The sequence below is a fragment of the Candidatus Pelagibacter sp. HIMB1636 genome, assembly GCF_052047675.1.
GTDB lineage: Bacteria > Pseudomonadota > Alphaproteobacteria > Pelagibacterales > Pelagibacteraceae > Pelagibacter.
In genome coordinates this window covers 1,205,690-1,230,136 of sequence record NZ_JBNAJP010000001.1, presented here as the reverse complement: position 1 = coordinate 1,230,136, position 24,447 = coordinate 1,205,690, and the positions used below count along the sequence as shown (strand labels likewise).

At 27.3% G+C, this 24,447-nt stretch carries 27 protein-coding genes; 12 read left to right on the top strand and 15 right to left on the bottom strand.

Features of this window, described 5'->3' with window-relative positions:
* Positions 1-3 precede the first annotated feature (3 nt).
* Entirely contained in the window at positions 4-609 is a 606-nt protein-coding gene (locus ACTTA6_RS06475) for a TIGR02466 family protein (protein WP_440613576.1), read from the top strand.
* 105 nt (positions 610-714) lie between these two features.
* Here ACTTA6_RS06475 and ACTTA6_RS06470 read toward each other — a convergent pair whose 3' ends face one another.
* On the bottom strand, positions 715-1,281 hold the full coding sequence (locus ACTTA6_RS06470) for a winged helix-turn-helix domain-containing protein (RefSeq protein WP_440613577.1): 567 nt from the start codon (positions 1,279-1,281) through the stop codon (positions 715-717).
* A gap of 14 nt (positions 1,282-1,295) precedes the next feature.
* On the opposite strand from ACTTA6_RS06470, the gene ACTTA6_RS06465 reads away from it, so the two are divergent.
* Complete coding sequence (locus tag ACTTA6_RS06465) at positions 1,296-1,790, top strand: L,D-transpeptidase family protein (protein WP_440613578.1); 495 nt, start codon at positions 1,296-1,298, stop codon at positions 1,788-1,790.
* On the opposite strand, the gene ACTTA6_RS06460 is transcribed toward ACTTA6_RS06465, so the two are convergent.
* Complete coding sequence (locus tag ACTTA6_RS06460) at positions 1,787-2,446, bottom strand: YggS family pyridoxal phosphate-dependent enzyme (RefSeq protein ID WP_440613579.1); 660 nt, start codon at positions 2,444-2,446, stop codon at positions 1,787-1,789. The genes ACTTA6_RS06465 and ACTTA6_RS06460 overlap by 4 nt on opposite strands.
* 8 nt (positions 2,447-2,454) lie before the next feature.
* Between ACTTA6_RS06460 and ACTTA6_RS06455 the strand changes: the two genes are divergently transcribed.
* Positions 2,455-3,003 (top strand): thiamine phosphate synthase, encoded by a 549-nt coding sequence (locus ACTTA6_RS06455; protein ID WP_440613580.1) that lies wholly within the window; start codon positions 2,455-2,457, stop codon positions 3,001-3,003.
* A 17-nt stretch (positions 3,004-3,020) separates the two neighbouring features.
* On the opposite strand, the gene ACTTA6_RS06450 is transcribed toward ACTTA6_RS06455, so the two are convergent.
* Positions 3,021-4,007 carry a porin gene (locus ACTTA6_RS06450; protein WP_440613581.1) on the bottom strand — a complete coding sequence of 329 codons (987 nt, stop codon included), beginning with the start codon at positions 4,005-4,007 and terminating at the stop codon, positions 3,021-3,023.
* 204 nt (positions 4,008-4,211) lie between these two features.
* On the opposite strand from ACTTA6_RS06450, the gene ACTTA6_RS06445 reads away from it, so the two are divergent.
* Genes ACTTA6_RS06445 through holA form a run of 4 tightly spaced genes read left to right on the top strand, consistent with a single transcriptional unit; the run spans position 4,212 to position 8,779 of the window.
* A complete protein-coding gene (locus ACTTA6_RS06445; protein ID WP_440613582.1) occupies positions 4,212-4,769 on the top strand; it encodes a DUF3576 domain-containing protein in 558 nt (185 codons plus the stop codon).
* A gap of 17 nt (positions 4,770-4,786) precedes the next feature.
* The gene (gene leuS, locus ACTTA6_RS06440; protein WP_440680393.1) at positions 4,787-7,324 is read left to right on the top strand and encodes a leucine--tRNA ligase; all 2,538 of its coding nucleotides are present in this window, start codon (positions 4,787-4,789) and stop codon (positions 7,322-7,324) included.
* Between the two features lies 1 nt (position 7,325).
* Positions 7,326-7,781: a hypothetical protein gene (locus ACTTA6_RS06435; protein ID WP_440613584.1), complete on the top strand. Its 456-nt coding sequence runs from the start codon at positions 7,326-7,328 to the stop codon at positions 7,779-7,781.
* Entirely contained in the window at positions 7,778-8,779 is a 1,002-nt protein-coding gene (gene holA / locus ACTTA6_RS06430; protein WP_440613585.1) for a DNA polymerase III subunit delta, read from the top strand. The genes ACTTA6_RS06435 and holA overlap by 4 nt, the downstream gene beginning before the upstream one ends.
* Here holA and ACTTA6_RS06425 read toward each other — a convergent pair.
* The 10 genes from ACTTA6_RS06425 to hemE all read right to left on the bottom strand — a co-directional run bounded on the left by ACTTA6_RS06425 (position 8,763) and on the right by hemE (position 19,898).
* Positions 8,763-9,605 carry a ParB/RepB/Spo0J family partition protein gene (locus ACTTA6_RS06425; protein ID WP_440613586.1) on the bottom strand — a complete coding sequence of 281 codons (843 nt, stop codon included), beginning with the start codon at positions 9,603-9,605 and terminating at the stop codon, positions 8,763-8,765. The two genes, holA and ACTTA6_RS06425, sit on opposite strands and share 17 nt — an antisense overlap.
* Entirely contained in the window at positions 9,605-10,399 is a 795-nt protein-coding gene (locus tag ACTTA6_RS06420) for a ParA family protein (protein ID WP_440613587.1), read from the bottom strand. Before ACTTA6_RS06420 ends, ACTTA6_RS06425 begins: the two co-directional genes overlap by 1 nt.
* A gap of 21 nt (positions 10,400-10,420) precedes the next feature.
* Positions 10,421-11,074 (bottom strand): 16S rRNA (guanine(527)-N(7))-methyltransferase RsmG, encoded by a 654-nt coding sequence (locus ACTTA6_RS06415; protein WP_440613588.1) that lies wholly within the window; start codon positions 11,072-11,074, stop codon positions 10,421-10,423.
* A complete protein-coding gene (mnmG, locus tag ACTTA6_RS06410) occupies positions 11,074-12,945 on the bottom strand; it encodes a tRNA uridine-5-carboxymethylaminomethyl(34) synthesis enzyme MnmG (protein ID WP_440613589.1) in 1,872 nt (623 codons plus the stop codon). Before mnmG ends, ACTTA6_RS06415 begins: the two co-directional genes overlap by 1 nt.
* A gap of 117 nt (positions 12,946-13,062) precedes the next feature.
* Positions 13,063-14,394, bottom strand: a complete 1,332-nt coding sequence (gene mnmE / locus ACTTA6_RS06405) for a tRNA uridine-5-carboxymethylaminomethyl(34) synthesis GTPase MnmE (protein WP_440613590.1) — start codon at positions 14,392-14,394, stop codon at positions 13,063-13,065.
* 54 nt (positions 14,395-14,448) lie between these two features.
* Positions 14,449-16,122, bottom strand: coding sequence for an O-linked N-acetylglucosamine transferase, SPINDLY family protein (locus ACTTA6_RS06400; protein ID WP_440613591.1), 1,674 nt, complete (start codon positions 16,120-16,122; stop codon positions 14,449-14,451).
* A gap of 6 nt (positions 16,123-16,128) precedes the next feature.
* A complete protein-coding gene (rho, locus tag ACTTA6_RS06395) occupies positions 16,129-17,397 on the bottom strand; it encodes a transcription termination factor Rho (protein ID WP_440613592.1) in 1,269 nt (422 codons plus the stop codon).
* A 65-nt stretch (positions 17,398-17,462) separates the two neighbouring features.
* The gene (gene hemJ / locus ACTTA6_RS06390; protein ID WP_440613593.1) at positions 17,463-17,897 is read right to left on the bottom strand and encodes a protoporphyrinogen oxidase HemJ; all 435 of its coding nucleotides are present in this window, start codon (positions 17,895-17,897) and stop codon (positions 17,463-17,465) included.
* Positions 17,898-17,900: 3 nt separating this feature from the next.
* Complete coding sequence (gene hemH, locus ACTTA6_RS06385) at positions 17,901-18,893, bottom strand: ferrochelatase (RefSeq protein ID WP_440613594.1); 993 nt, start codon at positions 18,891-18,893, stop codon at positions 17,901-17,903.
* 3 nt (positions 18,894-18,896) lie between these two features.
* The gene (hemE, locus tag ACTTA6_RS06380; RefSeq protein WP_440613595.1) at positions 18,897-19,898 is read right to left on the bottom strand and encodes a uroporphyrinogen decarboxylase; all 1,002 of its coding nucleotides are present in this window, start codon (positions 19,896-19,898) and stop codon (positions 18,897-18,899) included.
* 267 nt (positions 19,899-20,165) lie between these two features.
* Between hemE and ACTTA6_RS06375 the strand changes: the two genes are divergently transcribed.
* The 5 genes from ACTTA6_RS06375 to dnaQ are packed head-to-tail and all read left to right on the top strand — an operon-like array spanning position 20,166 to position 23,586.
* Entirely contained in the window at positions 20,166-20,993 is an 828-nt protein-coding gene (locus ACTTA6_RS06375; protein WP_440613596.1) for a pyruvate, water dikinase regulatory protein, read from the top strand.
* Positions 20,983-21,570, top strand: coding sequence for a Maf family protein (locus tag ACTTA6_RS06370; protein WP_440613597.1), 588 nt, complete (start codon positions 20,983-20,985; stop codon positions 21,568-21,570). Before ACTTA6_RS06375 ends, ACTTA6_RS06370 begins: the two co-directional genes overlap by 11 nt.
* Positions 21,567-22,361 carry a shikimate dehydrogenase gene (gene aroE, locus ACTTA6_RS06365; RefSeq protein WP_440613598.1) on the top strand — a complete coding sequence of 265 codons (795 nt, stop codon included), beginning with the start codon at positions 21,567-21,569 and terminating at the stop codon, positions 22,359-22,361. The genes ACTTA6_RS06370 and aroE overlap by 4 nt, the downstream gene beginning before the upstream one ends.
* The gene (gene coaE, locus ACTTA6_RS06360) at positions 22,354-22,923 is read left to right on the top strand and encodes a dephospho-CoA kinase (protein WP_440613599.1); all 570 of its coding nucleotides are present in this window, start codon (positions 22,354-22,356) and stop codon (positions 22,921-22,923) included. Before aroE ends, coaE begins: the two co-directional genes overlap by 8 nt.
* Entirely contained in the window at positions 22,924-23,586 is a 663-nt protein-coding gene (gene dnaQ / locus ACTTA6_RS06355; RefSeq protein ID WP_440613600.1) for a DNA polymerase III subunit epsilon, read from the top strand.
* On the opposite strand, the gene ACTTA6_RS06350 is transcribed toward dnaQ, so the two are convergent.
* Together ACTTA6_RS06350 and ACTTA6_RS06345 are read right to left on the bottom strand one after the other, a co-directional pair.
* Entirely contained in the window at positions 23,583-24,005 is a 423-nt protein-coding gene (locus tag ACTTA6_RS06350) for a protein-export chaperone SecB (protein ID WP_440613601.1), read from the bottom strand. The two genes, dnaQ and ACTTA6_RS06350, sit on opposite strands and share 4 nt — an antisense overlap.
* Positions 23,989-24,411, bottom strand: coding sequence for an FxsA family protein (locus ACTTA6_RS06345; protein WP_440613602.1), 423 nt, complete (start codon positions 24,409-24,411; stop codon positions 23,989-23,991). The genes ACTTA6_RS06350 and ACTTA6_RS06345 overlap by 17 nt, the downstream gene beginning before the upstream one ends.
* Positions 24,412-24,447 lie beyond the last annotated feature (36 nt).

The window sequence follows — 24,447 nt, the reverse complement described above, 5'->3', positions numbered from 1 at the left end:
TATATGAATGATATTCAAACTTTAAAATTATTTCCAGAACCTATATTTAAATATAAATTTGATAATTATAAAAAAATTAATCTAGAATTATCTAAATATATTTATGATCTTCGTAATAAAGATGTTGAGGGTATAAAAAGATCTAATAAAGGTGGCTGGCATTCACAAAATTTCAAGCTAACTGAAAAAGATTCTATACAGTTTGAGTTTGCAATTAAAATTCAACCTTACATTATAAATGCGTTTCAAAATTTTGGATGGAAAATAAAAAATAAAAATATTCGAATAAGTGAAATGTGGGCAATAATAAACAAAAAAGATGACTTTAATGTAGTGCACACTCATCCAAATTGTTATTTAAGCGCAGCATATTACGTCAAAGCAAAAAAGGACTGTGGAAAATTTGAGGTAGAACATCCTAATAATGCAAAAAAATATGCATTTCCTGAAATAGAAATTAGAAATGAATTTAATTTAGAGGTAGCATCTATTGATATAGAAGAAGGAGACTTACTAATATTTCCAAGTTATTTACCACATAAAGTAACTCAAAACAAACTAGATGAGGACAGAATAGTAATAAGCTTTAACGTTGATATTACAAAATAAGTTAATCGTTAAGATTTTTTTCTTTTAAAACTTCCTTTACCTTTTTTAGATTTTACTATTTTTAGCTCATATTTTTTTGAAAACAATTTTCTAGCAATGGGGTTTTTATTTCTTAATTTGATAGCCATTTTTTTTACTAATGATAAACTGATCGTCATTAAAAGTATTTAAAAATTTCTTTCTCAATCTATAAATATGAGTTTCAACAGTATGGGTTTCGATATCATGTTTATAACTCCAAACTTTCTTCTGCAATTCATCAATAGTAACTGGATTATCTGACTTTGAAAGGTAAATAATTGTATCAATTTCTTTTTCGGTTAACTTAATTTTTATTTGATTTAATAATACCTCTCTTGAATTTAAATTAATAACGTAATTATTTATTTTTATACTTGATTGATTACTAAATTGTGTTTTTAAAAATTCAACATTTACTTTTTCAATTAATTTAAAAATATTTATTGGTAAATTTTTTAAATTAAATTGATTTTGAAAATTTAAATTTTCTTCATTTGATATGATTAAATAATTATCAATATTTTTTATTTGTTCGTTTAGATCATGTTGATTTTCAGCAAATTTGACCATAAAATTTATGTCATATCTAATTTCTTTAAGAATAAGATATAATGATGTTAACTTATAAATAACTAAATTTTGAGTACTCATTAAAAAATCAAAATATGACAATTTTTGTTAAAAATAAACATACTCTCGAGATAGATAATTTTAAATTCAAGTGTTGTATAGGAAAAAATGGTTCTTCAAAAAATAAAAAAGAAGGAGATAAAAAAACTCCAAAAGGAACCTTTAAAATTGAAAACCTTTACTTTAGAAGAGATCGTATAAAAAAACCCAAAACACTGTTAAAATGTATTGAAATTACTGAGAAAATGGGATGGAGCAATGATATTCGATTTCCAAGTAAGTATAATAAAATAATAAAAAAAAATATAAAAATTAAACATGAGAAACTAAAAAGAAAAGATTATAAATATGATCTACTTATTCCAATAAAGTATAACTTCATTAAACCTCTAGTTGGACTTGGAAGTTGCATCTTCATTCACTTAACCAAGAATTATAAACCTACAGCTGGCTGTATTGCTTTGAGTCAAAAAGATTTTATAATATTGCTTAAATTAATTAATAAAAATTCGAAGATAAAAATTTTTTAATTTCTTTTACCAAAAATACAAGAACCTAATCTAACATAAGTGGCGGAATTTTTAATTGCTTTAATGTAATCTGAAGACATTCCCATACTTAGTTCATCAAAGCCCAAATCAGAGGTCAATTTTTTCATTTTCTTGAAATAAATTTCTGAGTCGTTGTTTAGTGGAGGTATACACATCAAACCAATTAGTTTTAAATTAAGGTTTTTGCAATAACTAACCAAATTAGCTAAATTTTTCTCATCGATACCAGATTTTTGACTTTCACTACCAATATTTACTTGTAAAAAAATTTTTACTTTTTTATTAATTTTATTTTGTTCTTCTGATATTTTTTTTGCAAGTTTTTCACTGTCAACAGAATGAATATAATCAAAAACCTGGACAGCAAATTTAACTTTGTTTGTCTGTAATTTCCCTATCATATGTAATTTTATATGTGGATTTCTTTTTTTAACGTCTACCCATTTTTCAACTGCTTCTTGAACTTTATTTTCACCGAAATCTTTATGACCATATTCAATTAAAGGTAAAATATTTTCTATTTTAAATGTCTTAGAAACTGCAATAATTTTAAGATTTTTATTAATATTTAAATCATTTGAATATACTTTTATATTATTTGAAATATCAATTAAATTTTTAATTGTGGAATGCATATTAATTTATGAAAAAATATTACTTTATAAATAATTTTGATACAAATAATATTGATAATCAAGACAAGAAAACAACTATAATTTATAGAAATTACACTTCCATAAGATATGAGGATAAAAATATTTTAAAAATTAAAAAATATTGTAAAAAAAAGAAGCTTAAGTTTTATTTATCTAACAACGTAAAGCTTGCAATTAAACTTGATTTGGATGGTGTTTATATACCAGCTTTTAATAATAGTTTTAGACATTTATCTTATTCATATAAAAAAAAATTTGAAATAATTGGGTCTGCTCACAATTTAAAAGAGATAAGAATTAAAGAGCTACAAAGAGTTAACAAAATTTTTATATCTTCAATATTTAAAAAAAATAAAAATTTTTTAGGTATTAATAAATTTAAAATAATTTCAAATTTAACCTCAAAAAAAATAGTTGCATTAGGTGGTATTTCAAAAAAAAACTTAAAAAAACTTAAATTAACAACAAGTAATTTTTTTTCAGGAATTTCTTATTTTGAGCAAAAAAAAGGCCCCAAAGAGGGGCCCTTTTTATAATTTAATTCTAAACTAAATTAGAATGCAAAACCAAGGTCTATTTCGTAACCTTTTACATCGTCAACAGCTCTAGTTGATCCACCTCTATTTGCTTCTTCAACCATTGCAACTGATAATGTCATAGATCCCATTGAGTAAGTAGCACTGATGTTAGAGTTCTCTTGATCAGTAGCTTTGTTACCATCATTGTAAGATGATTCGTTGTAACCAATAGTTAGATCATCGTTAACTTGGTATGTAATACCCATAGCTTCGAATTCATCATCATTAGTTGCAGCGCTTGCATCTTGTTCTGATTCTTGGATACCAACTGTTACTGGACCATATGCATATTTAATATACATAGTGTTGTTATCAGTATTGTTAGTTCCACCTTCAGCATTAGCTTCACCTACGGCATAACCTAGTGTTAAACCTTCTACACCAGTGTACTCGATAGCAAAGTCAGTTGAAGACTCAACTTGAGTAGTTCCGTCTGATGGTACATATGATGCACTTAACTTAACACCATCAACTAAATCACCAGATGTCCAGCTAAACATGTTGTTTGAACTAGCACTTCCAATGTTATTAAAGATTGATGTACCAGTAGTTGCATTAGCCATGTCGTTATCTGTACCTAATACGTCATATGCTTCACCATATGCAGTAGGAGTTACATCATCAACTGCTCCCATAGCTGAAGTACCACCGTGACCACCAAAAGTAATTGTACCAAAACCATTAGTGTCAATTGTTAATAGTCTGTCATCCATTGCACCACCGTTAGTGTTAGCGTCATCTAACTCGTAAGTTACAGATACAGTCATACCGTTGTCCATTTCACCAGAACCAGTGAAAGTAACACCGTCAGTCATTGACCAACCAGTACCTTCAGTACCAGTGTCATTACCTGCAAAAGTTATTCCTGCTGAACCAGAAGCACTTAGAGAACCAGCATTAGCTGCTGATACTGCAACAAGTGAACCTGCTAATGCAGTTAAACCTATTTTTTTAATGTTCATATTAATTACTCCTTTTGTTTTTATTATTAATAATAAACACCGTTGATTTAACATTTTTCCATGTTTAGATGAGTTTTAAGTTATAATTTTCATAAAAATTTCTAAAATGTTGTATTTTTACAACACAAAAAAACCCAATTTTTCTTGTATTTTTTGAAAAATATATGATTTTAATAATAACATAACCCTTTATATAAACTTTTTATGAATAAATTAATAAAACCACTGAGTATTTGTATCATATTACTTTTTATTACTGGTTGTAAAAATGGCAAACTTCCTGGAGCAGATGCTCGTAAAGTTCCTTATGATGCTAGAGAAAGAGTTAAAAGAAATATAGAGCAAGGTAAAGGTTTTCGACTTACAAATCTAGCGAAAAAAAGAGGTGGTGGAAATTTTGAGTTTGCAAGTTCAAACGAATTATGGAGAGCTTCTTTAGATGTGATAGATTTCATGCCATTAGCCTCAGTAAATTATAGCGGCGGAATGATAATTACAGATTGGTATAGTGACATTAATAGTCCCGATGAAAGTATCAAATTAACAATTCGTTTTCTAACAAATGAAGTTAGATCAGATGCTATCAGTATTAAAATATTTTATAAAAAATGTGATCAAAATAATAATTGTATTATTAAAAATAAAACTAGTTCTCTTGCTAGAGAATTAAAAAAACAAATTCTTAAAATAGCAGCAACCTACAAAAAAACAACTGACGAACAAGAGGTTGAGGAATACGTAGGTTTCGACAGACAAAAATAAAAATTAAAATAAGATTAGTGGAAAGATATAATTTTAAAGATATCGAAGCAAAGTGGCAAAAAAATTGGGAAATAAATAAATCATTCAAAACAACCACTGATAAAAACCAAAAAAAGTTTTATTGTTTAGAGATGTTTCCTTATCCATCCGGAAAAATACATATGGGACATGTAAGAAATTACACAATTGGAGATGTGTTAGCTAGATTTAAAAAACTTCAAGGCTTTAATGTACTCCATCCAATGGGATGGGATTCTTTTGGTATGCCCGCAGAAAATGCAGCAAAACAAAACAATTTAGATCCAAAAGATTGGACTGAGAGCAATATATTAAATATGAAATCACAGTTAAAAAGGTTAGGTTTATCTGTTGATTGGGACAGAGAAATATCTACTTGCTCAGAAGATTACTATAAGCATCAACAAATGTTTTTTTTAGAGCTCCTAGAAAAAAAACTTGTGTACAGAAAAGAAAATTATGTAAACTGGGATCCAGTTGACCAAACAGTACTTGCAAATGAGCAAGTGATTGATGGGAAGGGATGGAGATCAGGAGCTCCTGTTGAAAGAAAAAAATTAAATCAATGGTTTTTTAAAATATCAGAATTTTCTGAATCGCTGCTTGAGGGTTTAGACACACTAGATCAGTGGCCAAATAAAGTTAAGGTAATGCAGAAAAACTGGATTGGTAAATCATTTGGGTGTGAGATTGATTTTAAAATTGTTGGAGATCTCCCGGTTACAAATATAAAATGTTTTACTACAAGACCTGATACTCTGTTTGGTTTTTCATTTTTAGCTTTATCTGTAGATCATGAAGTTTCTAAATTTTATAAAAACGACAAAGATTTTAAAAAATTTAAAGAAATGTGTTCTAAGTCTGGTACAACCGAAGAATCAATTGCGGTGGCTGAAAAAATAGGTTTTAAAACAAATCTGTATGCAATTAATCCCTTGAATCCTTCTCAAAAAGTACCAGTTTATTTTGCAAATTTTGTTCTCATGGACTACGGATTTGGTGCTGTGTTTGGTTGTCCTGCTCATGACCAGCGAGACTTTGATTTTGCAAAAAAATATAATCTTGAAATTAAAACAGTGGTAAAGCCTATAGAGGAGTCTGATAAGTTTGAAGTTATTGATAAGGCTTATTCTGGTCCAGGTGAAATAATTAATTCTCAATTCTTAAACGGCCTGCAGGTACCAGAAAAATCTGTATTAGAAACAATAAATATTTTAGAAAAAAAAAAACTTGGAAAGAAAAAAATTAATTACAGATTAAAAGACTGGGGAGTATCTAGACAAAGATACTGGGGATGTCCTATTCCAGTTGCTTATGATGAAAATGGTGATATTCACCCAATTCCCAAATCAATGCTTCCTGTTAAACTTCCTGAAAATATAGACCTAAATGTAAAAGGTAATCCACTCGACAGCCAACAAAAATGGAAGGAAATTACTTTTGATGGCAAAACCTATTTAAGAGAAACAGATACTCTTGATACTTTTGTATGCTCATCTTGGTATTACTTAAGATTTTGTTCTCCTAATAAAATAGATTATGGGTTTGATAAAAATGATGTTGATTATTGGATGCCAGTAGACCAATACATCGGTGGAATTGAACACGCCATTCTTCATTTGTTATATTCAAGGTTTTTCATGAGAGCTTTAAATTATCAGAATAAGATTATTAATACTGATGAACCATTTAAAGGCTTATTTACACAAGGAATGGTTTGTCACGAAACATATAAAGATAATCAAAATAATTGGATTAGTCCTGATGAAATAACAACTTTAAATGGGAAGAAGGTACTGAAAACAGACAATTCTGTAGAGGTAAAAATAGGTCCCTCAGAATCAATGTCTAAATCAAAAAAAAATACAATTGATCCAGAAGAAATTATTAAAAACTATGGTGCTGACTCAGTAAGGCTATTTATTTTATCTGACAGTCCACCGGAGAAAGATGTTCAATGGTCGGAGGAAGGGATATCATCAGCCTATAAATTTTTACAAAAATTATGGAATTTAAATTCAAAGGTTCATCAAGAAATAAATAAGACCCACAAGAAGGATAATGATGATAAAATTGAGCAATATACTAATAGGATTGTAAAAAAAATAACAGATAACTTAGAAAATTTTCATTATAACATAATAATTGCCAACTTACATACTATGTATTCATTTTTATTTAAAGAGATTGAAAATGGATATACGAAAGAGACGATATTAAGAAATTATGTGAAAATTTTAATTTTAATGAATCCAATATTACCACATTTTTCAAGTGAATGTTTAAGATTACTAGAAAAAGATAATAATATAATTTGGCCTTCATATGATGCTAAATATTTAGACGATAACTTCATAACTCTTGTAATACAAATCAATGGAAAAAAAAGATCTGCAATAGAAGTTAAAAAAGATATAGATGAAAAAGAGATTTTAAAAAAAATTAATGAAAGTGAAAAATTAAAAAAATATTTTCTTGAAAAAAAGATAAAAAAACAAATTTACGTTCAAAATAAAATAATTAATTTTATAATTTAAGATGAATAAAAAAATTGTATTCATAACTATAATATTTTTAATATTAAACCAGTGTGGTTACAGCTCTTTGTATAAAAATATAGAAGATCAAAAATATAACTTTGAAATAATATCATTAGATGGTGACATTAAAATGAATTCGATAATAAAAACAACAATGAATAGATATTCTAATGATAACTCAAAAAATAAATTAAAAATTAAAATATTTACTAGATTTAGTAAAGATGATTTATCAAAAGATAAGGCTGGGGATACAACACAATTTATAATTAAATCTAGAATTGAGTTTCAAATCATAAATAAAGATAACAAAAGAATATTTTTTGAGGAAGAAACTAAAATTAAAAATATTAACAATAAATTCGAATTAAAAGAATATGAGGATAGTATTAAAAATAATTTTGTAACTTCTAAAATTGATGAATTTATCGTGAAAATATCAACACTTAAATGATTTTAAAGCACTACGAATTAAAAAAGATTAACAATAAAAATAATCTTTTATTATTTCACGGAAACAACGAAGGTCTAAAGGACGAGTCTATAAATTTAGTTCTTAAAAATGAAAATAAAAATGAAATATTTAAATATGATCAAAACGAAATATTAACCAATATAGATCAAATTTTGAGTGATATTTTAACTAGATCACTTTTTGAAGAAAAAAAAATAATTATTATAAATAGAGCAGATAATAAAATATTAAATTTTGTTGAAATTTTATATGCAAAAAACATTGTGGGTGTTAAATTAATAATTAATTCAGAAGCTCTAGATAAAAAATCAAAATTAAGAAATTTTTTTGAAAAGAAAAAAGAATGTATCTGTATTGCCTTTTATCCAGATAATGAGCAAAATTTATTTACTTTAGCAAATGATTTTTTTAGAAAAAAAAATGTTTTAATTTCTAGAGAAAGTATAAATCTGCTGATATCAAAATCTGTAAACAATAGAAAAACTTTAGCTAATGAATTAAAAAAAATTGAAGCTTATACAATTAGTGGAAAAAAAATTAATTCAAATAATTTGACAAAAATAATTAATCTAAGCGAGAATTATAATATTTCAGAATTAATTGATCACTGTTTAGCAAAAAATAAACAAAAAATAATAAATATTCTAAATGAGAATAATTTTAATAACGAAGATTGTATAATTATCGTAAGAACTTTTTTAAATAAAGCAAAACAATTATTAAATTTATCTAAAAATTATTACAAAAACAAAAATATAGAACTAGTAATATCTTCGGCAAAACCACCAATATTCTGGAAAAACAAAGATATAACAATTCAGCAAATTTACAAATGGAACCCAAACAGCATTAGGGACTTACTGATCGAATTAAATACTTTAGAACTTGTGATAAAGAAAAATATAAATAGTTCGATAAGTTTAGTATCTGATTTTATTTTTGAACATACAAATTCAAAAACTAGTAATTATCCTTGATTATTTCAATAATTTTATTGAGCTGATCTAGACCTTTATATTCAAAAGTTATCTTACCTTTATTCCTGATATTGTTATTTATAGCTACATTTAAACCTATTTTATTAGAGACAGAAAGTTCTAATGCAAGAATATTTGGATCTTTTGAAATTTTCGAAGAATTTCTTTTATTTTTAAATATTTTTACAAAATTTTCTGCCTGCCTTACAGAAAGTTTTTTTTCAACAATTTTATTTGCAGCAAAAATTGCATTATCAAGACCAACTAATAATTTTGCATGACCGACTGTTAACTTTTGGGATTCTATTAATTTGATTATATCATTAGGCAAAGTTAATAATCTTAAAGAATTTGTAATATAACTTCGACTTTTACCAATAAATTTTGATACTTTTTCTTGGTCATAAGAAAATTCATCAATTAATCTTTTATAACCTTGAGCTTCCTCGAGAGGGTTTAAATCATGTCTTTGAACATTTTCTACAATTGCAAACTCTAAAGATTTTAAATCGTCAGCTTCAGTAATAACAACAGGGACATTATGCAGACCTGCCTTTTGTGCTGCAAGCCACCTTCTCTCTCCTGCTATTATTTCAAATTTTCCATCACTATCATTTGATTTTCTAACAATGATTGGTTGTATCATTCCCCTTTCTTTAATTGAATTTGTTAGATCAATTAAATTATTTTCATCAAATATTTTCCTTGGCTGATATTTATTTGGAACAAGATCACTAATTTGCAATTGGTTTTTCTTCTGCTCTACTTTTGTTTCTCCTATCAATGATGATAAACCTCTCCCTAAACCTTTTTTAATTTTATCCATTAAGCAGCACTTCCTATTGTTGACTCTTGATTTATAAATTCATCAGTAAAACTAAAATATGACTTACTACCTGGACATGATCTATCATAAATTAAAACTGGCATTCCATGAGAAGGTGCCTCTGATAATCTAACATTCCTAGGTATGACTGTTGAGTAAACTTTTTCACTAAAATAATCTCTTGCTTCTTTTTCAACTTGTGAAGATAATTTATTTCTCTTGTCATACATCGTTAAAAGTATACCTCTGATTTTTAATTCTGGATTTAAACTTACTTTTATTCTTTCAATTGTCTTCATAAGCTGAGTTAGGCCTTCAAGAGCAAAAAATTCTGTCTGTAAAGGAACCAGAAGCGAACCTGAACATACAAGGGCCATAACAGTCAACAGGCTAAGTGAAGGGGGGCAGTCTATCAGTATATAATCATAGGATCCTCTAGAATCATTTAAATAAGAGGCTAATTTATGCTTTAAAATAAAAGCTCTATTTTTATCATCAGCTGTTTCAACCTCTAGACCTGATAAGTCAACATTAGAAGTTACCAAATCCAAATTTTCAAACTGTGTTTTCTTGATTACTTGATTAATTTCTTTAGTTCCATTCAAAACCCCATAGATTGTATCTGTTGAGTTATCCATATTAGATAATCCAAGACCTGTAGTTGCATTTCCCTGAGGATCTAGATCTATAACTAAAATTTTTTTATTATGTTGTGATAGTCCTGCTGCAAGATTTATTACCGTTGTAGTTTTTCCTACCCCACCCTTTTGATTTATGACTGAAATAATTTGCATTTAATTTTTTTTAACTTCTTTTTATTTTTTTATTATTTTTTTTTTAATTTTTTTTATATTTATCAAAAATGAATCCTTACTTGTTAAACTTTTCTTTTCTATATATTCCAAATTCCATTTTTTTTTAGAATTTTCAAAAACTTTTTTTCCGCTTTTACCCATAAAAAAAACTAAATTTTTATATTTCGAAAAGTTTTCATAAACTAAATCTAAAACCACAGGCATAGGTTTAAACGCTCTCGACATAATTGTTCCTGTCTCTAAATTTTTTATCTCAAAAATATTTTTTTGAAAAATTTTTGTATTTAGATTTAATTTTTCTGAAACTTCCTTCAAAAAATGGCTTTTGTGGTAGCTTTTTTCATATAGATGCACTTTCATTTTATTTTTCATGTTTTTTAGTATAATAGCTACTATTATTCCTGGTAAACCAGCTCCAGAACCTAAATCGGTTGTTGTGTTGCAATTTAAATCAACAAAATCAATTATTTGTGCTGAATCTATTATATGACGCTCAATTATTGTATTTTTTGATGCTGTATTTTGGCCAATTATATTAATTTTTTTATTTTTTTCCAGAATCAGAGATATATAGTTTTCAAAATCTAAAAATGTTTCACGTGAAACATTTAGATTATTAAGTCTAGAGTAAGAATTTAAAATTTCTTGATCCATTAAGCTATATGCTTAATAGACTTTCTTTTTACGTGTGACAACAAAATATATACAGCTGCTGGGGTTATTCCATCAATTCTTAAAGCTTGACCCATAGTTTTAGGCTTTATTTCTTTGAATTTAGCTTTAACCTCATTAGACAAACCTGAAAGCATGTCATAATTAATTTTATCAGGAATAATTAAGTTCTCATCCCTCTTAAATGCTAAGATATCTGCTTTTTGCTTTTTTAAATATCCCCTATAATGAGCATTAATTTCTATTTGTTCATCTATTTCTTTACTAAAATAGGGTATTTCAGGCCATATTTCTCTAATTTTATTCATATTTACGTCTTTTTGGGTTAGCACCTCATTTGAAGATCTCAATATTCCATCTTTTGCTATTTTAATGCCAAATTTTTCAGCTTTAGATGGTGAAATACTAGATTTATTCATTTTTAAATTAATTTTTTCAATTTTGTCGAACTTATCCAAATATAAGGCTTTTCTTTCCTCTCCAATTAACCCAATTTCTATTCCTTTAGCTGTTAATCTTTGATCTGCATTGTCTGCTCTCAAACTTAGTCGATATTCTGCTCTTGATGTAAACATACGGTATGGCTCCGCAACACCCTTAGTAACTAAATCATCAATCATTACTCCAATGTAGGCATCGGATCTATCAAGGATAAAAGGCTCAGAATTTTTAACAGATAAAGCTGCATTTATACCGGCTATAAGGCCTTGCGCAGCTGCTTCTTCATATCCTGTTGTTCCGTTAATCTGCCCAGCGAGATAAAGATTGCTGATCTTCTTAGTTTCAAGGGTCAAGAATAGTTCACGTGGATCTATATAGTCATATTCTATAGCATATCCTGGTCTTATAATAGTAACATTCTCTAAACCATTGATATTATTACATATTTCTTCTTGTACATCAGCTGGAAGCGACGTGGAGATCCCATTTGGGTAAATTGTGTGATCATTAAGCCCTTCTGGCTCTAAAAAAATCTGATGACGAACTTTATCTGCAAATTTTACTATCTTATCTTCTATAGATGGACAATATCTTGGACCTACTCCTTTTATATTACCTGAGTACATTGCACTTTTAGATAAATTTTTTTCTATAATCTTATGAACCTTCTCATTGGTATAAGTCATTCGACATGACACTTGTTTGTTTAAATTTTTTTTTGTTAGGAAAGAAAAAAAATATGGATCATCATCTGCAAATTGTTCTTCAAGGTTTTCAAAATTAATCGTTCTTGCATCTAATCTTGGAGGTGTTCCGGTTTTTAATCTTCCAATTCTAAAATCATATTTTGCTAATTGTTCACTTAAACCTGTTGAAGGTTTTTCGTCATACCTACCTGCTGGTGTTCTTTCATCACCTATATGTATCAAACCATTTAAAAAAGTTCCTGTTGTTAGTATTAACTTGTTACATGATACCTTCTTACCTTCTTTTGTTTCAAAACCACTTATAGCATTATTATTAAAAATAAACTTTATAACAGGATCTGAAAAAATGCTTAAATTACAGTAATTTATAAGTTTTTCTTGCATAAATTTACGGTAAAGTGCTCTATCTGATTGAGTTCTTGGTCCACGTACAGCTGGACCTCTACTTCTATTTAATAATCTAAATTGTATGCCTGATTTATCTGCAACATCGCCCATAACACCATCAAGTGCATCTATTTCTCGAACTAAATGACCTTTACCCAAACCACCAATTGCAGGGTTACATGACATCTCACCAATAGTTTCTATTTTATGGGTAAATAGGGCAGTGTTAACTCCTAGTCGAGCAGAAGCTGCAGCTGCCTCACATCCTGCATGACCTCCACCAATTACAACTACATCAAATGAAAAATCATCTTTCATGGGTTGAATTTATATGTGATTACATAATTTACAAGATAGGCTTAATTTTTTGTAAATAAGCGTTAATTATCAATAGTTTTGGATAAAAAGCGTCTAAAAAACAAGGAAAATAGGGGATTACTTACCGATGCAAAAATCATTGAAAATACTACCTAATATCTCTTCTACATCAACTTTTCCAACGATCATACCCAAATGTCTTGTGGCTAATCTTAAATCTTCTGCTGCTTTATCAAAATCCTCTATTTCTTTTTTTTGATTAAAATTATTTAAATGGTCTAAACACTGTTCTAAATGTTGTCTGTGCCTTTCTCTAGTAATTAAAATGTCATCACTAGTTATAAATTTATTTTTTAAATTATTTTTTATTTTTGAGATTAGTTCATCAATATTTTTATTGTCTTTAATTGAAATTAAAACATGATTTAAATTATTTATTTCTGAATCAATTTCTTTTTCTAGAAGATCAGACTTGTTTATAACTAAAATTGCATTTTCATCTAATAAACCCTTCAAAACATCAGTAAAATCAAGGCTTTTTGCATCTACCACTACAAGCTTTAAATCTGCTTCTTCGGCTCTATTTAAAGATAATTTAATACCTTTTTTTTCTATCTCATCTTTAGATTCTCTTATACCTGCTGTGTCAGATATTATTACGGGATAACCATCTATATTAAGATGAGTTTCTACAACATCTCTTGTAGTACCAGCTATTTCCGAAACAATTGCAACATCTCTATTTGATAAATGATTTATTAAACTAGATTTTCCTGCATTAGTAGGTCCAAGAATTGCAATCTTAAAACCTTCTCTAATTCTTTCTCCAACTTTTTGATCATTTAAAATCTTTTCAATTTTTTGAATAACTTCATTTACATTATTTTTGATTTCATCCAGGATATTGTTTGGCAAATCTTCATCGGGAAAATCAATTTTAGCCTCGACATGAGATAAAATTTTTAAAATTTTTTCTCTTAGAAAATTAAATTGATCTGCAGACTTACCATTCATAATTTTGATTGCTTGTTGTCTTTGAATTTCTGTTTCAGATGAAATTAGATCAGCTATACTTTCTGCTTCTAATAGGTTTATTTTTCCATTTTGAAATGCAAGTTTAGTAAATTCACCTGGCTCTGCTAATCTACAATTTTCAATTTGAGAAATAGAAGAGTGGAGAGCGTCTACTACGGCTTTGCTACCATGAACTTGAATTTCAGCCATATCTTCACCTGTGTAGCTCTCAGGTCCCGGAAACCATAATATTATACCTTCATCAATTAGCTCACAAGTGTTGATTTTATTGATTTTTCTTAAAGTTGCTACTCTTGGATTTGGAAGATTTTTACCCGTTAAAAGTTTAATTACTTTAGAAGTATCTTTTCCTGAAACTCTAACAACAGAAACTCCTGCAACACCAGGTCCAGATGAAAGTGCAAAAATAGTCATCACATTATTATATTCAGTTTATAAATTTTATAAATGCAATTTAAAACTTAATGACTAATGCTGACTATTAACTTTTTTTAAGAGATCTTCAAAATCCTTTGTAAAGCTATCAGTGTCAAATAAAGGAGACATCAGTACTTTATTTCTTAATTTTTCTCCATAGACTTCTATAATATTATTTTCGGTCCTTAAAGAATTAGCTTTATTTACGTAGTCTTCATCATCTAGAGCAATTAAGTGTTCCATGCCTATGTTTTTATTAATACTTTCACCACAACGAGAATTAAAATTAAAACCTTTCATAGTCAAAACGGGTAAACCCATAAGCAATGCTTCATAGGAGGTTGTTACACCTGGATAAGGGAAAGTATCAAGTGCAACATTTGCTTTATTATATAATTTTAAGTGGTCAGATATATCTTTTTCTCTTTCCAAAAATACCAATTGCCATTTTTTTACACCATTTTTTAAAAATTTATTTAAAATATTATTTTTTAAATCTTCACCACCTACTAAAGAATTTTTTAATAAAATTTTAGAACTTGTATCTTTTAAAATTTTAGACCAAACAATAATTGTCCTATCTGATAATTTTTGAAAATTATTGAAAGAACAAAAAATAAATTCAGAATTATTTTTTCTAGTTTCATTGTTAATTTCTGGTAAATTTTTTGGAGAGCTAAGTGCATTCCATATCTTTGGTAAAAATAATATTTTTTCTTTATAATGATTTAATTCATCTTTCTTTATTAAATTATGGTCAGAGATTAAATAATCTAAATTTTTTATACCTAAACTATTATTATATCCCAACCATTCTATTTGTATTTTTGCACATCTTCTCGCAAGAACTTCAAATCTATTTCCATGAGTAAATCCACTTAAATCAATCAAAATATCAAAATTTAGAGATCTTAAGAAATCAGTTAATTCATTGTCAGAAAATTGTTCTACATCGTACCAATTTTTTGCCTCTTTCTTTAATTGTTCGCTCATTACATCATTATCAATTAACTTTAAATTTGATATAAGATTTATTTCAAATTCATCTTTATTTATTTTAATAAGAATATCTTTTAAAAAATGAGATACCGAATGAGTTTTTAAATCTCCTGATAAAAATCCTACTTTTATCTTATCATTTTTATGAATATTAAAATTGAAGTCATCGTCTTTAATATTTAATTTTTTTTCAAGTAAATGTGTATAACTCAAGCATTGCTTTAAATACTCCTCTTGAGAGATGCCGCTCGAATAATTTAAAGAAGAAATGAAAGGTAAACGACCTTCAAGTTTTTCTGGTGACATCTCATATAATATCTTGAACAGTTGAATAGACTCTTTTCTATTTCCAAGATAAAAATGAACTCGAGCCAAACCTTCAATTAATTTCAAGTCATTTTTATTATTTTCATATGCTTTTATTAGTAAGGGTAATACGTTTTTAAAAACCTTTGTTTTAAAACTTACAGCTACCATGTTGTATAGTGATTGAAGATGATTTTTATTTGCAGTGTGGACTTGTTCGAATAAAGATGATGCAATCAATAAATCCTTATTCTTAGAGGTTTCTTTTAGGTAAATTGATGAAGCATAATAAAATTTGATTAGAGAATGCTGTTTTTCAATATCTCCTAACATTTCTGCTTCAAACTGAAGTCTTTCAAATTGCTTATTATTTAAAAATTTTAGAAATTTGTTTGCAAGATCTTTATCAAGATCATTCATAAAATTTTAAGAAGGTTTATTCATTGAGTTAAAGAACTCAGCGTTATTTTTGGTATCTTTCAATTTTGAGTTTATAAACTCTATTGCGTCCATTGTTCCCATTGGAGCAATTATTCTTCTTAGTACATTCATTTTTTGCAAATCATTTTTCTCAAATAACAACTCTTCTCTTCTTGTCCCAGACTTTGTTATATCAATTGCAGGATAAATTCTTTTATCTGCAATTTTTCTATCCAGAACAGTTTCACTATTTCCTGTCCCTTTAAATTCTTCAAAAATTACTTCATCCATTCTACTTCCGGTATCAATTAGTGCAGTAGAAATAATAGTTAACGATCCACCTTCTTCAATGTTTCTTGCTGCACCAAAAAATCTTTTTGGTCTCTGAAGTGCATTTGCATCCACACCTCCTGTTAAAACCTTTCCTGAACTTGGTATTACAGCATTATAAGCTCTTCCTAATCTTGTGATGGAGTCTAATAAGATAACAACGTCTTTTTTATGCTCTGTTAACCTTTTTGCTTTTTCAATAACCATTTCAGCAACAGCTACGTGTCTTTGTGCTGGTTCGTCAAATGTGGAACTAATTACTTCACCTTTTACAGTTCTTTGCATATCTGTAACTTCCTCTGGTCTTTCGTCTATCAATAAGACTATAAGATAACACTCTGGATAGTTTTTAGCTATTGAGTTTGCTATGCTTTGTAAAATCATAGTCTTACCGGCTTTAGGAGGTGAAATAATTATAGATCTTTGACCTTTTCCGATTGGGCTAACTAAATCAATCAATCTTGGGGTAAGATCTGGTTTTTTTTCTACCTTGGTTTTTTCAATTTCCATCACCAATTGTTTGTCTGGATATAACGGCGTTAAGTTATCGAATGCAATTTTGTGTCTTGCTTTTTCTGGCTCTTCAAAATTTATTTTACTAACTTGTAGTAATGCAAAATATCTTTCACCTTCCTTAGGAGCTCTAACTGGTCCTTCAACAGTATCTCCAGTTCTTAAACCAAATTTTCTAATCTGACTTGGGCTAACATATATATCATCCGGTCCTGGAAGATAATTAGACTCCATTGCTCTAAGGAAACCAAACCCATCTTGTAGTAACTGCAAGACACCAACACCTGTTATTTCCTCTTTTTCTGCAACTTTTTTAAGAATTGCAAAAAGAATTTCCTGTTTTCTTAGTGTGCTAGCATTTTCAATACCAAGCTCTTCTGCTTGTGTAATTAGCTGTTCAGATGATTTAAGTTTTAGTTCTTGAATATTCATGATTAGTTTGCTGATAAGGACTTATCAATAAATATAATATATATGCTGTTTTTGTTATTTCAACCCTAGATTGGCTTAAAAATAGCTAAAAATACAACAATAATTAAAATTACAGTTGGTACTTCATTAATAATTCTAAAAAATTGAGAAGATCTTACGTTTGTTTCATTTTTCAATGCTTGAAGACATTTGCCTAAATATTCATGATAAATTGAAAGAAGCAATATCAAAACCAATTTGATTTGCATCCATAAATTTAAAAAAACTTCAAACCCAATTAAGTAAATTAATATTAATCCAAAAGCCCATGTTAGCAACATAGCAGGACGCATAATGTAATTGTATAATCTCTTCTCCATCAAAATAAAAATGTCAGTGGTTTCTTTTTTTTCTTTGTTTTCAACATGATAAACAAAAATTCTTGGAAGATATAAAAGACCAGCCATCCAGGAAATAACAGCAATTAAATGCAAGGACTTAAAAAGCAAATAAGTATTCATTCATCAAATATTTTTTTCAATTAAAGATTTTAATAAAATAATATGATCATCATTGTCATTTAAACATGGAACCATATCAAAGTTTATTCCTCCAGCATTTATAAAACTTTCTTTTCCTTGAATTAATATTTCCTCCAACGTTTCCACACAATCAGATGAAAAGCCTGGACAAATTGTGAGGATATTTTTAATTCCTTCTTTGGGTAAATTTTCTAATGTTTTGTCAGTGTACGGTTGAAGCCATTCTTGTGGGCCAAATCTTGACTGAAAGGTAGTTTTGATTTTTATAGAATTAAACTGTTCTGAAATAAGTCTCGTTGTTTTATGACAATAGCAATGATACGGGTCTCCTTTATCAAAATAATTTTTTGGTATACCGTGGTATGAAGCTACGATTAGGTCTGGTTTCCAATCAATTTCATTAATTTTTTTATTAATTGAATTAACTAGTGCTTCTATGTAGAGGGGATTGGATTCATAGTGTGGTATTATTTTCAGGGAAGGCTGCCATCTCATTTTCATTAGTGTTCTATAAACTTCATCACAAACTGTCGCGGTTGTTGCAGCTGCATATTGAGGATAAAGGGGAAGGATTACTAAATTTTCGCAGCCCATCTCGTGTAATTTATTTATTTTACTTTTAATACTTGGATTTCCATATCTCATTGCAAAATCTAAAACGATGTTTTCTTTTTGTAATAACTTAGAAGTTTTCTCGCTTTGTTTTTTTGTATAATAAAGAAGTGGTGACATATTTTCATTTTTCATCCAAATTTCTTTATAAGCCTTAGCAGTTTTAGAAGGTCTGAAAGTTAAAATAAATAAGTTTAAAATTATTTGCCAAATTATGGGATTTGCTTCAATTACTCTTTTGTCTGACAAAAATTCTTTTAAATATTTTCTAATATCAAACCAATTTGTTGAATCTGGGGTACCCAAATTAATTATCAGGACCCCTGTTTTCCCATACTTTATTGGTGGATGATTTTTATCCATGATTTAACTATTTTTTACTATTTTAATTAAGTTTTCGACCATCTCGGGATTTGTTTCTGGAAGAATACCATGCCCTAGATTGAATATATATGGATGATCCTTAAAAATTTCTAAATATTTAGAAGTTTCTTTCTTCAAATTTTCATAGTCTGTTAAAAGTACTTTTGGATCTAAACCTCCTTGAATAGGAATTTTTATATTTTTAAGTATTTTTTTAGGATCAACATTATAATCAATGCTTATCGCATCGGGCTTAACTATCTCACAAAATTCTTTATAATTTTTAATCTCTCTTGGAAAACATATTACTGGTACATTCAGAGATCTAACATATTCTACTAAACTTAAAGTAGGTGTATAGATATAATTTGGTAAATCTTTTTCTTCTAATAAACCAGCCCAGCTATCAAAAATTTGGATAACATTTGCTCCGTTATCTATTTGGTTTTTAATATGTACTTTTAAAAATTTTTCTATAATTAATAAAATTCTATTTATTAAAAAATCATCCTTAAAAAAGTCTGTATTCAATTCTTTTTTTGGAGATTTTAGATTAATCATATAAACTAAAAGAGTCCAAGGGGCACCCACAAATCCAATAGTATTTTTATCTTTTACTATTGGATCAGAGCTTACTTTTTTAATCGCTTTATAAACAGGATATATTTTTTCAACAAAATCTATTTCATCTAATTTTGCTATCTCATTTAAATCTATACTATCTAGTTTTGGACCAAAATTTTTTTCAAATTTTACTTTTTGACCCAAACCATAAGGTAACATTAAAATATCAGAAAAAATTATTGCAGCGTCAATATTAAATCTTTTTAATGGTTGTAATGTTATTTCTGCTGATAAGTTATCATTTAAACATAGATTAATGAAATCAGGATTTTTTTTTCTGATTTCTCTAAACTCTGGCAAATATCTACCTGCCTGCCTCATTATCCAAAGGGGATTGAATGAAGTGTCTTTGTTAATAATTACTTTGTTTAAAGGTTTCATATAAAAGTCTTATAAATTATTGTAGTATTAATATATCTTGTGAATAAAGAAGATTATTTTTTTTAAACATTATATTCACAATTTACCAACATGTTTGATGATTAAAATTGTTTAAAATGAAGCTTTTTTGATTGTCTCAATTTTTGTGGATTGTTTTAGCTTATTTATTAATATTGTTAATAAAAGTCATGTTTTACAGATGTTATTGGAGAAATTTAAAATTGTATAATTTAATTAAAATAATACACGTTTGTTAACAATTTATTTATGAATAATACATATCAAATTTATTTAATTTCTGATTCTACTGGCGAAACTTTGGATAGAATATTCTTGGCTCTTAAAGCACAATTTTTAAATATAGATTATAAAGTTCATTCTTACTCATTTACAAGAACAGAAAATCAAATTTTAAAAATTTTAGAAGATTCTAAAAAAAATGAAAATTCAATAATTTTATATACTATTGTAGATAACAACCTTGCCAAATATTTATCTAATGAAAGTGAAAAAAGAAAGATTCCTTGTTTTGGAGTTTTGGGTAATTTAATTTTAAATTTTTCTAAAATTTTAAATCAGAAAGCTTCACACGAACCAAGCGGGCAACATGTTTTAAATGATGAATATTATGATAGAATTGAAGCAATTCAATTCACTATGAACCATGATGATGGTAATCTAATAAGTGAGGTTGAAAAATCTGATATTATTCTTGTTGGAGTTAGCAGAACCAGTAAAACACCAACGTCAATTTATCTGGCCAACAAAGGTTTTAAAACCTCAAATATCCCTTTAGTAAATGAAAATTCTCTTCCAAAAAAACTTAAAGAAAATCCCCATATAACTTGTGTTGTTGGATTAAGCACAGAACCCGAAAGACTCGCAGATTTAAGAAAAAATAGAATGAATTCATTAAAAGAAACAGAAAGTATAGATTATACCAATCTAGAGAGTATAAAAAAAGAGGTTCTTCAAGCAAAAAAGACATTTCAAAAATATAAATGGCCACTAATAGACGTAACGAGAAAATCTGTTGAAGAAACCGCTGCCTCTATAATTAAAATACACGAAATATATTCAAACAATGTTAAATAAAATTATTCTAGCGTCAAAAAGTAAAGTAAGAAAAGATATTTTAGATAAAAATAATATAGAAAGTATTGTGGAACCCTCAAATGTTGATGAAGATATTATAAAATCATCTTTACTTAAGGAAAATGCTAGTCCAGAAATCATTTCAAAAAATCTGGCAGAGTTAAAAGCAAATAAAATTAGTGCTAAAATGCAAGATAAAATAGTACTAGGAGCAGACAGTATAATTGATCTGAATGGAGAGTTAATTTCAAAACCTGAGAATAGAGAAGAGGCAATGACCATATTAAAAAAACTTAACGGAAAATCCCACTTTTTAATAAGTTCTGTCTGTATTTCAAAAAATGGTTCAATGATTTGGAATTACACTGATAAAGCAATCTTAATAATGAAAAATTTTTCAGATTCGGAATTAAAAGAATATTTGTCTAAAATAACAGATGAAAATCTTTATGCTTATAATGTTTATCAAATTGAGGGTGAGGGTAGAAATTTATTTAGTAGTATAGAAGGGGATGAAGACACAATAATGGGCCTACCTATAAAAAAAATCAAAGAATATTTAAATTTGCAAAAATGAAAAAATATTTCGTAATTGGAAATCCAATTAATCATTCTTTGTCTCCAAAATTACACAACCTTTGGTTAGAACAAAATAATATCAATGCAGTATATGAAAAAATTAAACTTGAAGAAAATGAAATTGAAAATTTTATTCTTAAAATTAAAAATCAAGAAATAAATGGTTGTAATGTAACTGTTCCATTCAAAAAAACCGTAATTCCTTTTGTAGACAAATTAAGTTTAGAAGCAGAACAAACACAGTCAGTAAACACAATATCTTTTCATAATGGTGATCTGATTGGTCACAATACAGATATTGGCGGTTTCCAAAAAGCTATAAACAAATTAAATTATACAGTAAAAGATAAAAAAATTTTAATCCTAGGCGCTGGAGGGGTGGTTCCATCAATAATTTTTGCTTTAAATAAAATGGAAGTATCCAAAATAACCGTAAGCAATAGAACTTATAAAAAAGCTGAAAATTTAAAAACTCAATTTAATAAAATAAATATTGTAAATTGGGGTCAAATACCAGAGTTTGATATAATTATTAATGCAACTAGCTTAGGTTTGAATAATGAAACCATCAATATAAACACAGACAATATTGGTGATGGTAAGTTGTTTTATGATGTAATTTACAATCCTAGTGAAACTAATTTTTTAAAAGAGGGAAAAAAATTGGGAAATCAAACGGAAAATGGTAAATTTATGTTTATTTATCAAGCTTTTGAAGCATTTAAATTGTGGCATGATCTAGAGCCGAGTGTAGACGATAAAATTCTTAATTTATTAAATAATGGTTAGAATAGGTATACTTGGAGATATTGGGTCAGGAAAGACGTTCGTAGCTAATAATTTTGGATATCCAGTTTTTAATGCAGATCATGAAGTATCTAAAATATATAAAAAAGAAAGAAAGATTTATTTAAAACTTAAAAAAAAATTACCCAAATATATAAATACCTTTCCTATAAATAAAAATGAAATTACAAAAGCAATATTAAATAATAAAAATAATCTAAAAAAAATAATTAATATTGTACACGAAGAAATCAGAAAAAAATTAAACATATTTTTAAAAAAAAATAAAAATAAAAAATTTGTTATTTTGGATATACCTTTATTAATTGAAAATAAAATTTTTAATAGAGATGATGTTTTAGTTTTTGTTGAGTCCAAAAAAGCAGATATTAATAAAAGAATTAAAAAAAGATTAAATTATAATATTAAAATAATAAATTTATTTCGGAAAATACAATATAGCCCAAGTTATAAAAAGAAAAAATCACATTTCATAATTAAAAATACTTTCATAGAAAAACCTGTTAAAAAAGAAATAAAAAAAATTTTAAAAAAAATTTCTTAAATGAAAGAAATAATTTTAGATACTGAAACAACAGGTATATCTGTAAAAGATGGCCACAGAATTGTTGAAATTGGCTGTATAGAATTAGATAATTTAATACCCACAAAAAATAAATTTCACTGTTATCTTAATCCTGAAAGAAAAGTTTCTGAAAAAGCCTTTCAGGTGCATGGTTATTCTGATGAATTCCTATCAAAGCAAAAAAAATTTAGTGAGGTGGCAGATGATTTTTTAAAATTTATTGATGATAAAAGACTAATTATACACAATGCAGAATTTGACTTAGCCCATTTAAATAATGAACTAAAGTTATTTGGAAAAAATAAAATTTATAACGAAGTAATTGATACATTAACATTAGCAAGAGATAAGTATCCAGGCTCTCAAGTTAACTTAGATGCTTTATGTAAAAGATTTAGAATCGATAATTCTAGAAGAGCACACCACACAGCATTAATAGATTGTGACTTATTGGCAAAGGTTTATATTAATTTACTTGACCAAAGAGAACCAAGTTTAAACTTTGATATATCAAATCAAGACACAAAGAAATTAACTAAACAAAACATAGAATACTATAAAAAAATAATTAATCCCACTAAAGTAGAAATTGAAAATCACAAAAAATATTTAAAGGAATATTTAAAAAAAAATTTTTTTTAACCTTGATTTTTTCTATAAAGTTCGTCGAAATCAATTTTTTTGGTAAAATTGAGTTCTTCGTATCCTGATCCATGAAGAACATTAAGAAAAACTTTTTCTAATTCAGGATAAATTTCTTTTTGTACATCGCATAATACAATTTTTCCTAAAGTTTCTTTTCCTTTAGCCCCATCAGTTAATCTTATTACTGTAACATAAACCATTTCAAACATAGATTTTTTTGAATTTTGACTTTTATCTGAGTATCTAAGTGTTGTTTCAATTTGTATTATCTTTTCTTTAAGTACATTAGACTTGATATCAATATTCAGTGCATAGTTTGCAATATTATCTTTAACAAATAAAAATGTGTCTACATCAGGAGTTTCACTTGATAGGTCTTTAATAAATTTGGTTAAAATTTTATAGTTTTTTGTCATCTCGATCTTCTATATCTTCAAATTCTCCATCAATAAAATTATTTTTTCCTTTTTTTTTATCAAATTTTTTTGAAAATTTATTAAATATTAATTTTCTACTTATTGGAAAGATTAATAAAAAACCTAAAAAGTCTGTGGCAAATCCAGGAATAATCAAAAGGAAGGCTGCAAAAGCAATTGCAGCTCCAGATACAACTTCGTATGCAGGGGTTTCATTTCTACTTAGTTGAAGGAAACCGGCCTTTAGAGTATTTAATCCTTCGTATCTAGCATAATAAATTCCAAGAATAGCTGTTGAAAATATAAGTAAAATTGTTGTAATTGCTCCAATTTGACTTCCTATTTTAATAAAAAGATATATTTCAACTAGGGGAACAAAAATAATTAAAAATAATATTGAGCTCATTTGTCCTTAATCTAAATTGCCGGTTGAAATTAATCA

Bases quoted from the DNA above. Each gene is read 5' to 3' on its own strand.
- hemH (WP_440613594.1), bottom strand. From the start codon at position 18,893: ATGGATAAAAATCATCCACCAATAAAGTATGGGAAAACAGGGGTCCTG.
- ACTTA6_RS06375 (WP_440613596.1), top strand. From the start codon at position 20,166: ATGAATAATACATATCAAATTTATTTAATTTCTGATTCTACTGGCGAA.
- holA (WP_440613585.1), top strand. From the start codon at position 7,778: ATGATTTTAAAGCACTACGAATTAAAAAAGATTAACAATAAAAATAAT.
- ACTTA6_RS06470 (WP_440613577.1), bottom strand. From the start codon at position 1,281: ATGAGTACTCAAAATTTAGTTATTTATAAGTTAACATCATTATATCTT.
- ACTTA6_RS06350 (WP_440613601.1), bottom strand. From the start codon at position 24,005: ATGACAAAAAACTATAAAATTTTAACCAAATTTATTAAAGACCTATCA.
- mnmE (WP_440613590.1), bottom strand. From the start codon at position 14,394: ATGACTATTTTTGCACTTTCATCTGGACCTGGTGTTGCAGGAGTTTCT.
- mnmG (WP_440613589.1), bottom strand. From the start codon at position 12,945: ATGAAAGATGATTTTTCATTTGATGTAGTTGTAATTGGTGGAGGTCAT.
- ACTTA6_RS06465 (WP_440613578.1), top strand. From the start codon at position 1,296: ATGACAATTTTTGTTAAAAATAAACATACTCTCGAGATAGATAATTTT.
- ACTTA6_RS06450 (WP_440613581.1), bottom strand. From the start codon at position 4,007: ATGAACATTAAAAAAATAGGTTTAACTGCATTAGCAGGTTCACTTGTT.
- ACTTA6_RS06460 (WP_440613579.1), bottom strand. From the start codon at position 2,446: ATGCATTCCACAATTAAAAATTTAATTGATATTTCAAATAATATAAAA.
- ACTTA6_RS06475 (WP_440613576.1), top strand. From the start codon at position 4: ATGAATGATATTCAAACTTTAAAATTATTTCCAGAACCTATATTTAAA.
- ACTTA6_RS06455 (WP_440613580.1), top strand. From the start codon at position 2,455: ATGAAAAAATATTACTTTATAAATAATTTTGATACAAATAATATTGAT.
- hemJ (WP_440613593.1), bottom strand. From the start codon at position 17,897: ATGAATACTTATTTGCTTTTTAAGTCCTTGCATTTAATTGCTGTTATT.
- ACTTA6_RS06415 (WP_440613588.1), bottom strand. From the start codon at position 11,074: ATGGATCAAGAAATTTTAAATTCTTACTCTAGACTTAATAATCTAAAT.
- ACTTA6_RS06445 (WP_440613582.1), top strand. From the start codon at position 4,212: ATGAATAAATTAATAAAACCACTGAGTATTTGTATCATATTACTTTTT.
- ACTTA6_RS06370 (WP_440613597.1), top strand. From the start codon at position 20,983: ATGTTAAATAAAATTATTCTAGCGTCAAAAAGTAAAGTAAGAAAAGAT.
- aroE (WP_440613598.1), top strand. From the start codon at position 21,567: ATGAAAAAATATTTCGTAATTGGAAATCCAATTAATCATTCTTTGTCT.
- rho (WP_440613592.1), bottom strand. From the start codon at position 17,397: ATGAATATTCAAGAACTAAAACTTAAATCATCTGAACAGCTAATTACA.
- ACTTA6_RS06435 (WP_440613584.1), top strand. From the start codon at position 7,326: ATGAATAAAAAAATTGTATTCATAACTATAATATTTTTAATATTAAAC.
- ACTTA6_RS06420 (WP_440613587.1), bottom strand. From the start codon at position 10,399: ATGCAAATTATTTCAGTCATAAATCAAAAGGGTGGGGTAGGAAAAACT.
- dnaQ (WP_440613600.1), top strand. From the start codon at position 22,924: ATGAAAGAAATAATTTTAGATACTGAAACAACAGGTATATCTGTAAAA.
- ACTTA6_RS06345 (WP_440613602.1), bottom strand. From the start codon at position 24,411: ATGAGCTCAATATTATTTTTAATTATTTTTGTTCCCCTAGTTGAAATA.
- hemE (WP_440613595.1), bottom strand. From the start codon at position 19,898: ATGAAACCTTTAAACAAAGTAATTATTAACAAAGACACTTCATTCAAT.
- ACTTA6_RS06400 (WP_440613591.1), bottom strand. From the start codon at position 16,122: ATGAATGATCTTGATAAAGATCTTGCAAACAAATTTCTAAAATTTTTA.
- ACTTA6_RS06425 (WP_440613586.1), bottom strand. From the start codon at position 9,605: ATGGATAAAATTAAAAAAGGTTTAGGGAGAGGTTTATCATCATTGATA.
- coaE (WP_440613599.1), top strand. From the start codon at position 22,354: ATGGTTAGAATAGGTATACTTGGAGATATTGGGTCAGGAAAGACGTTC.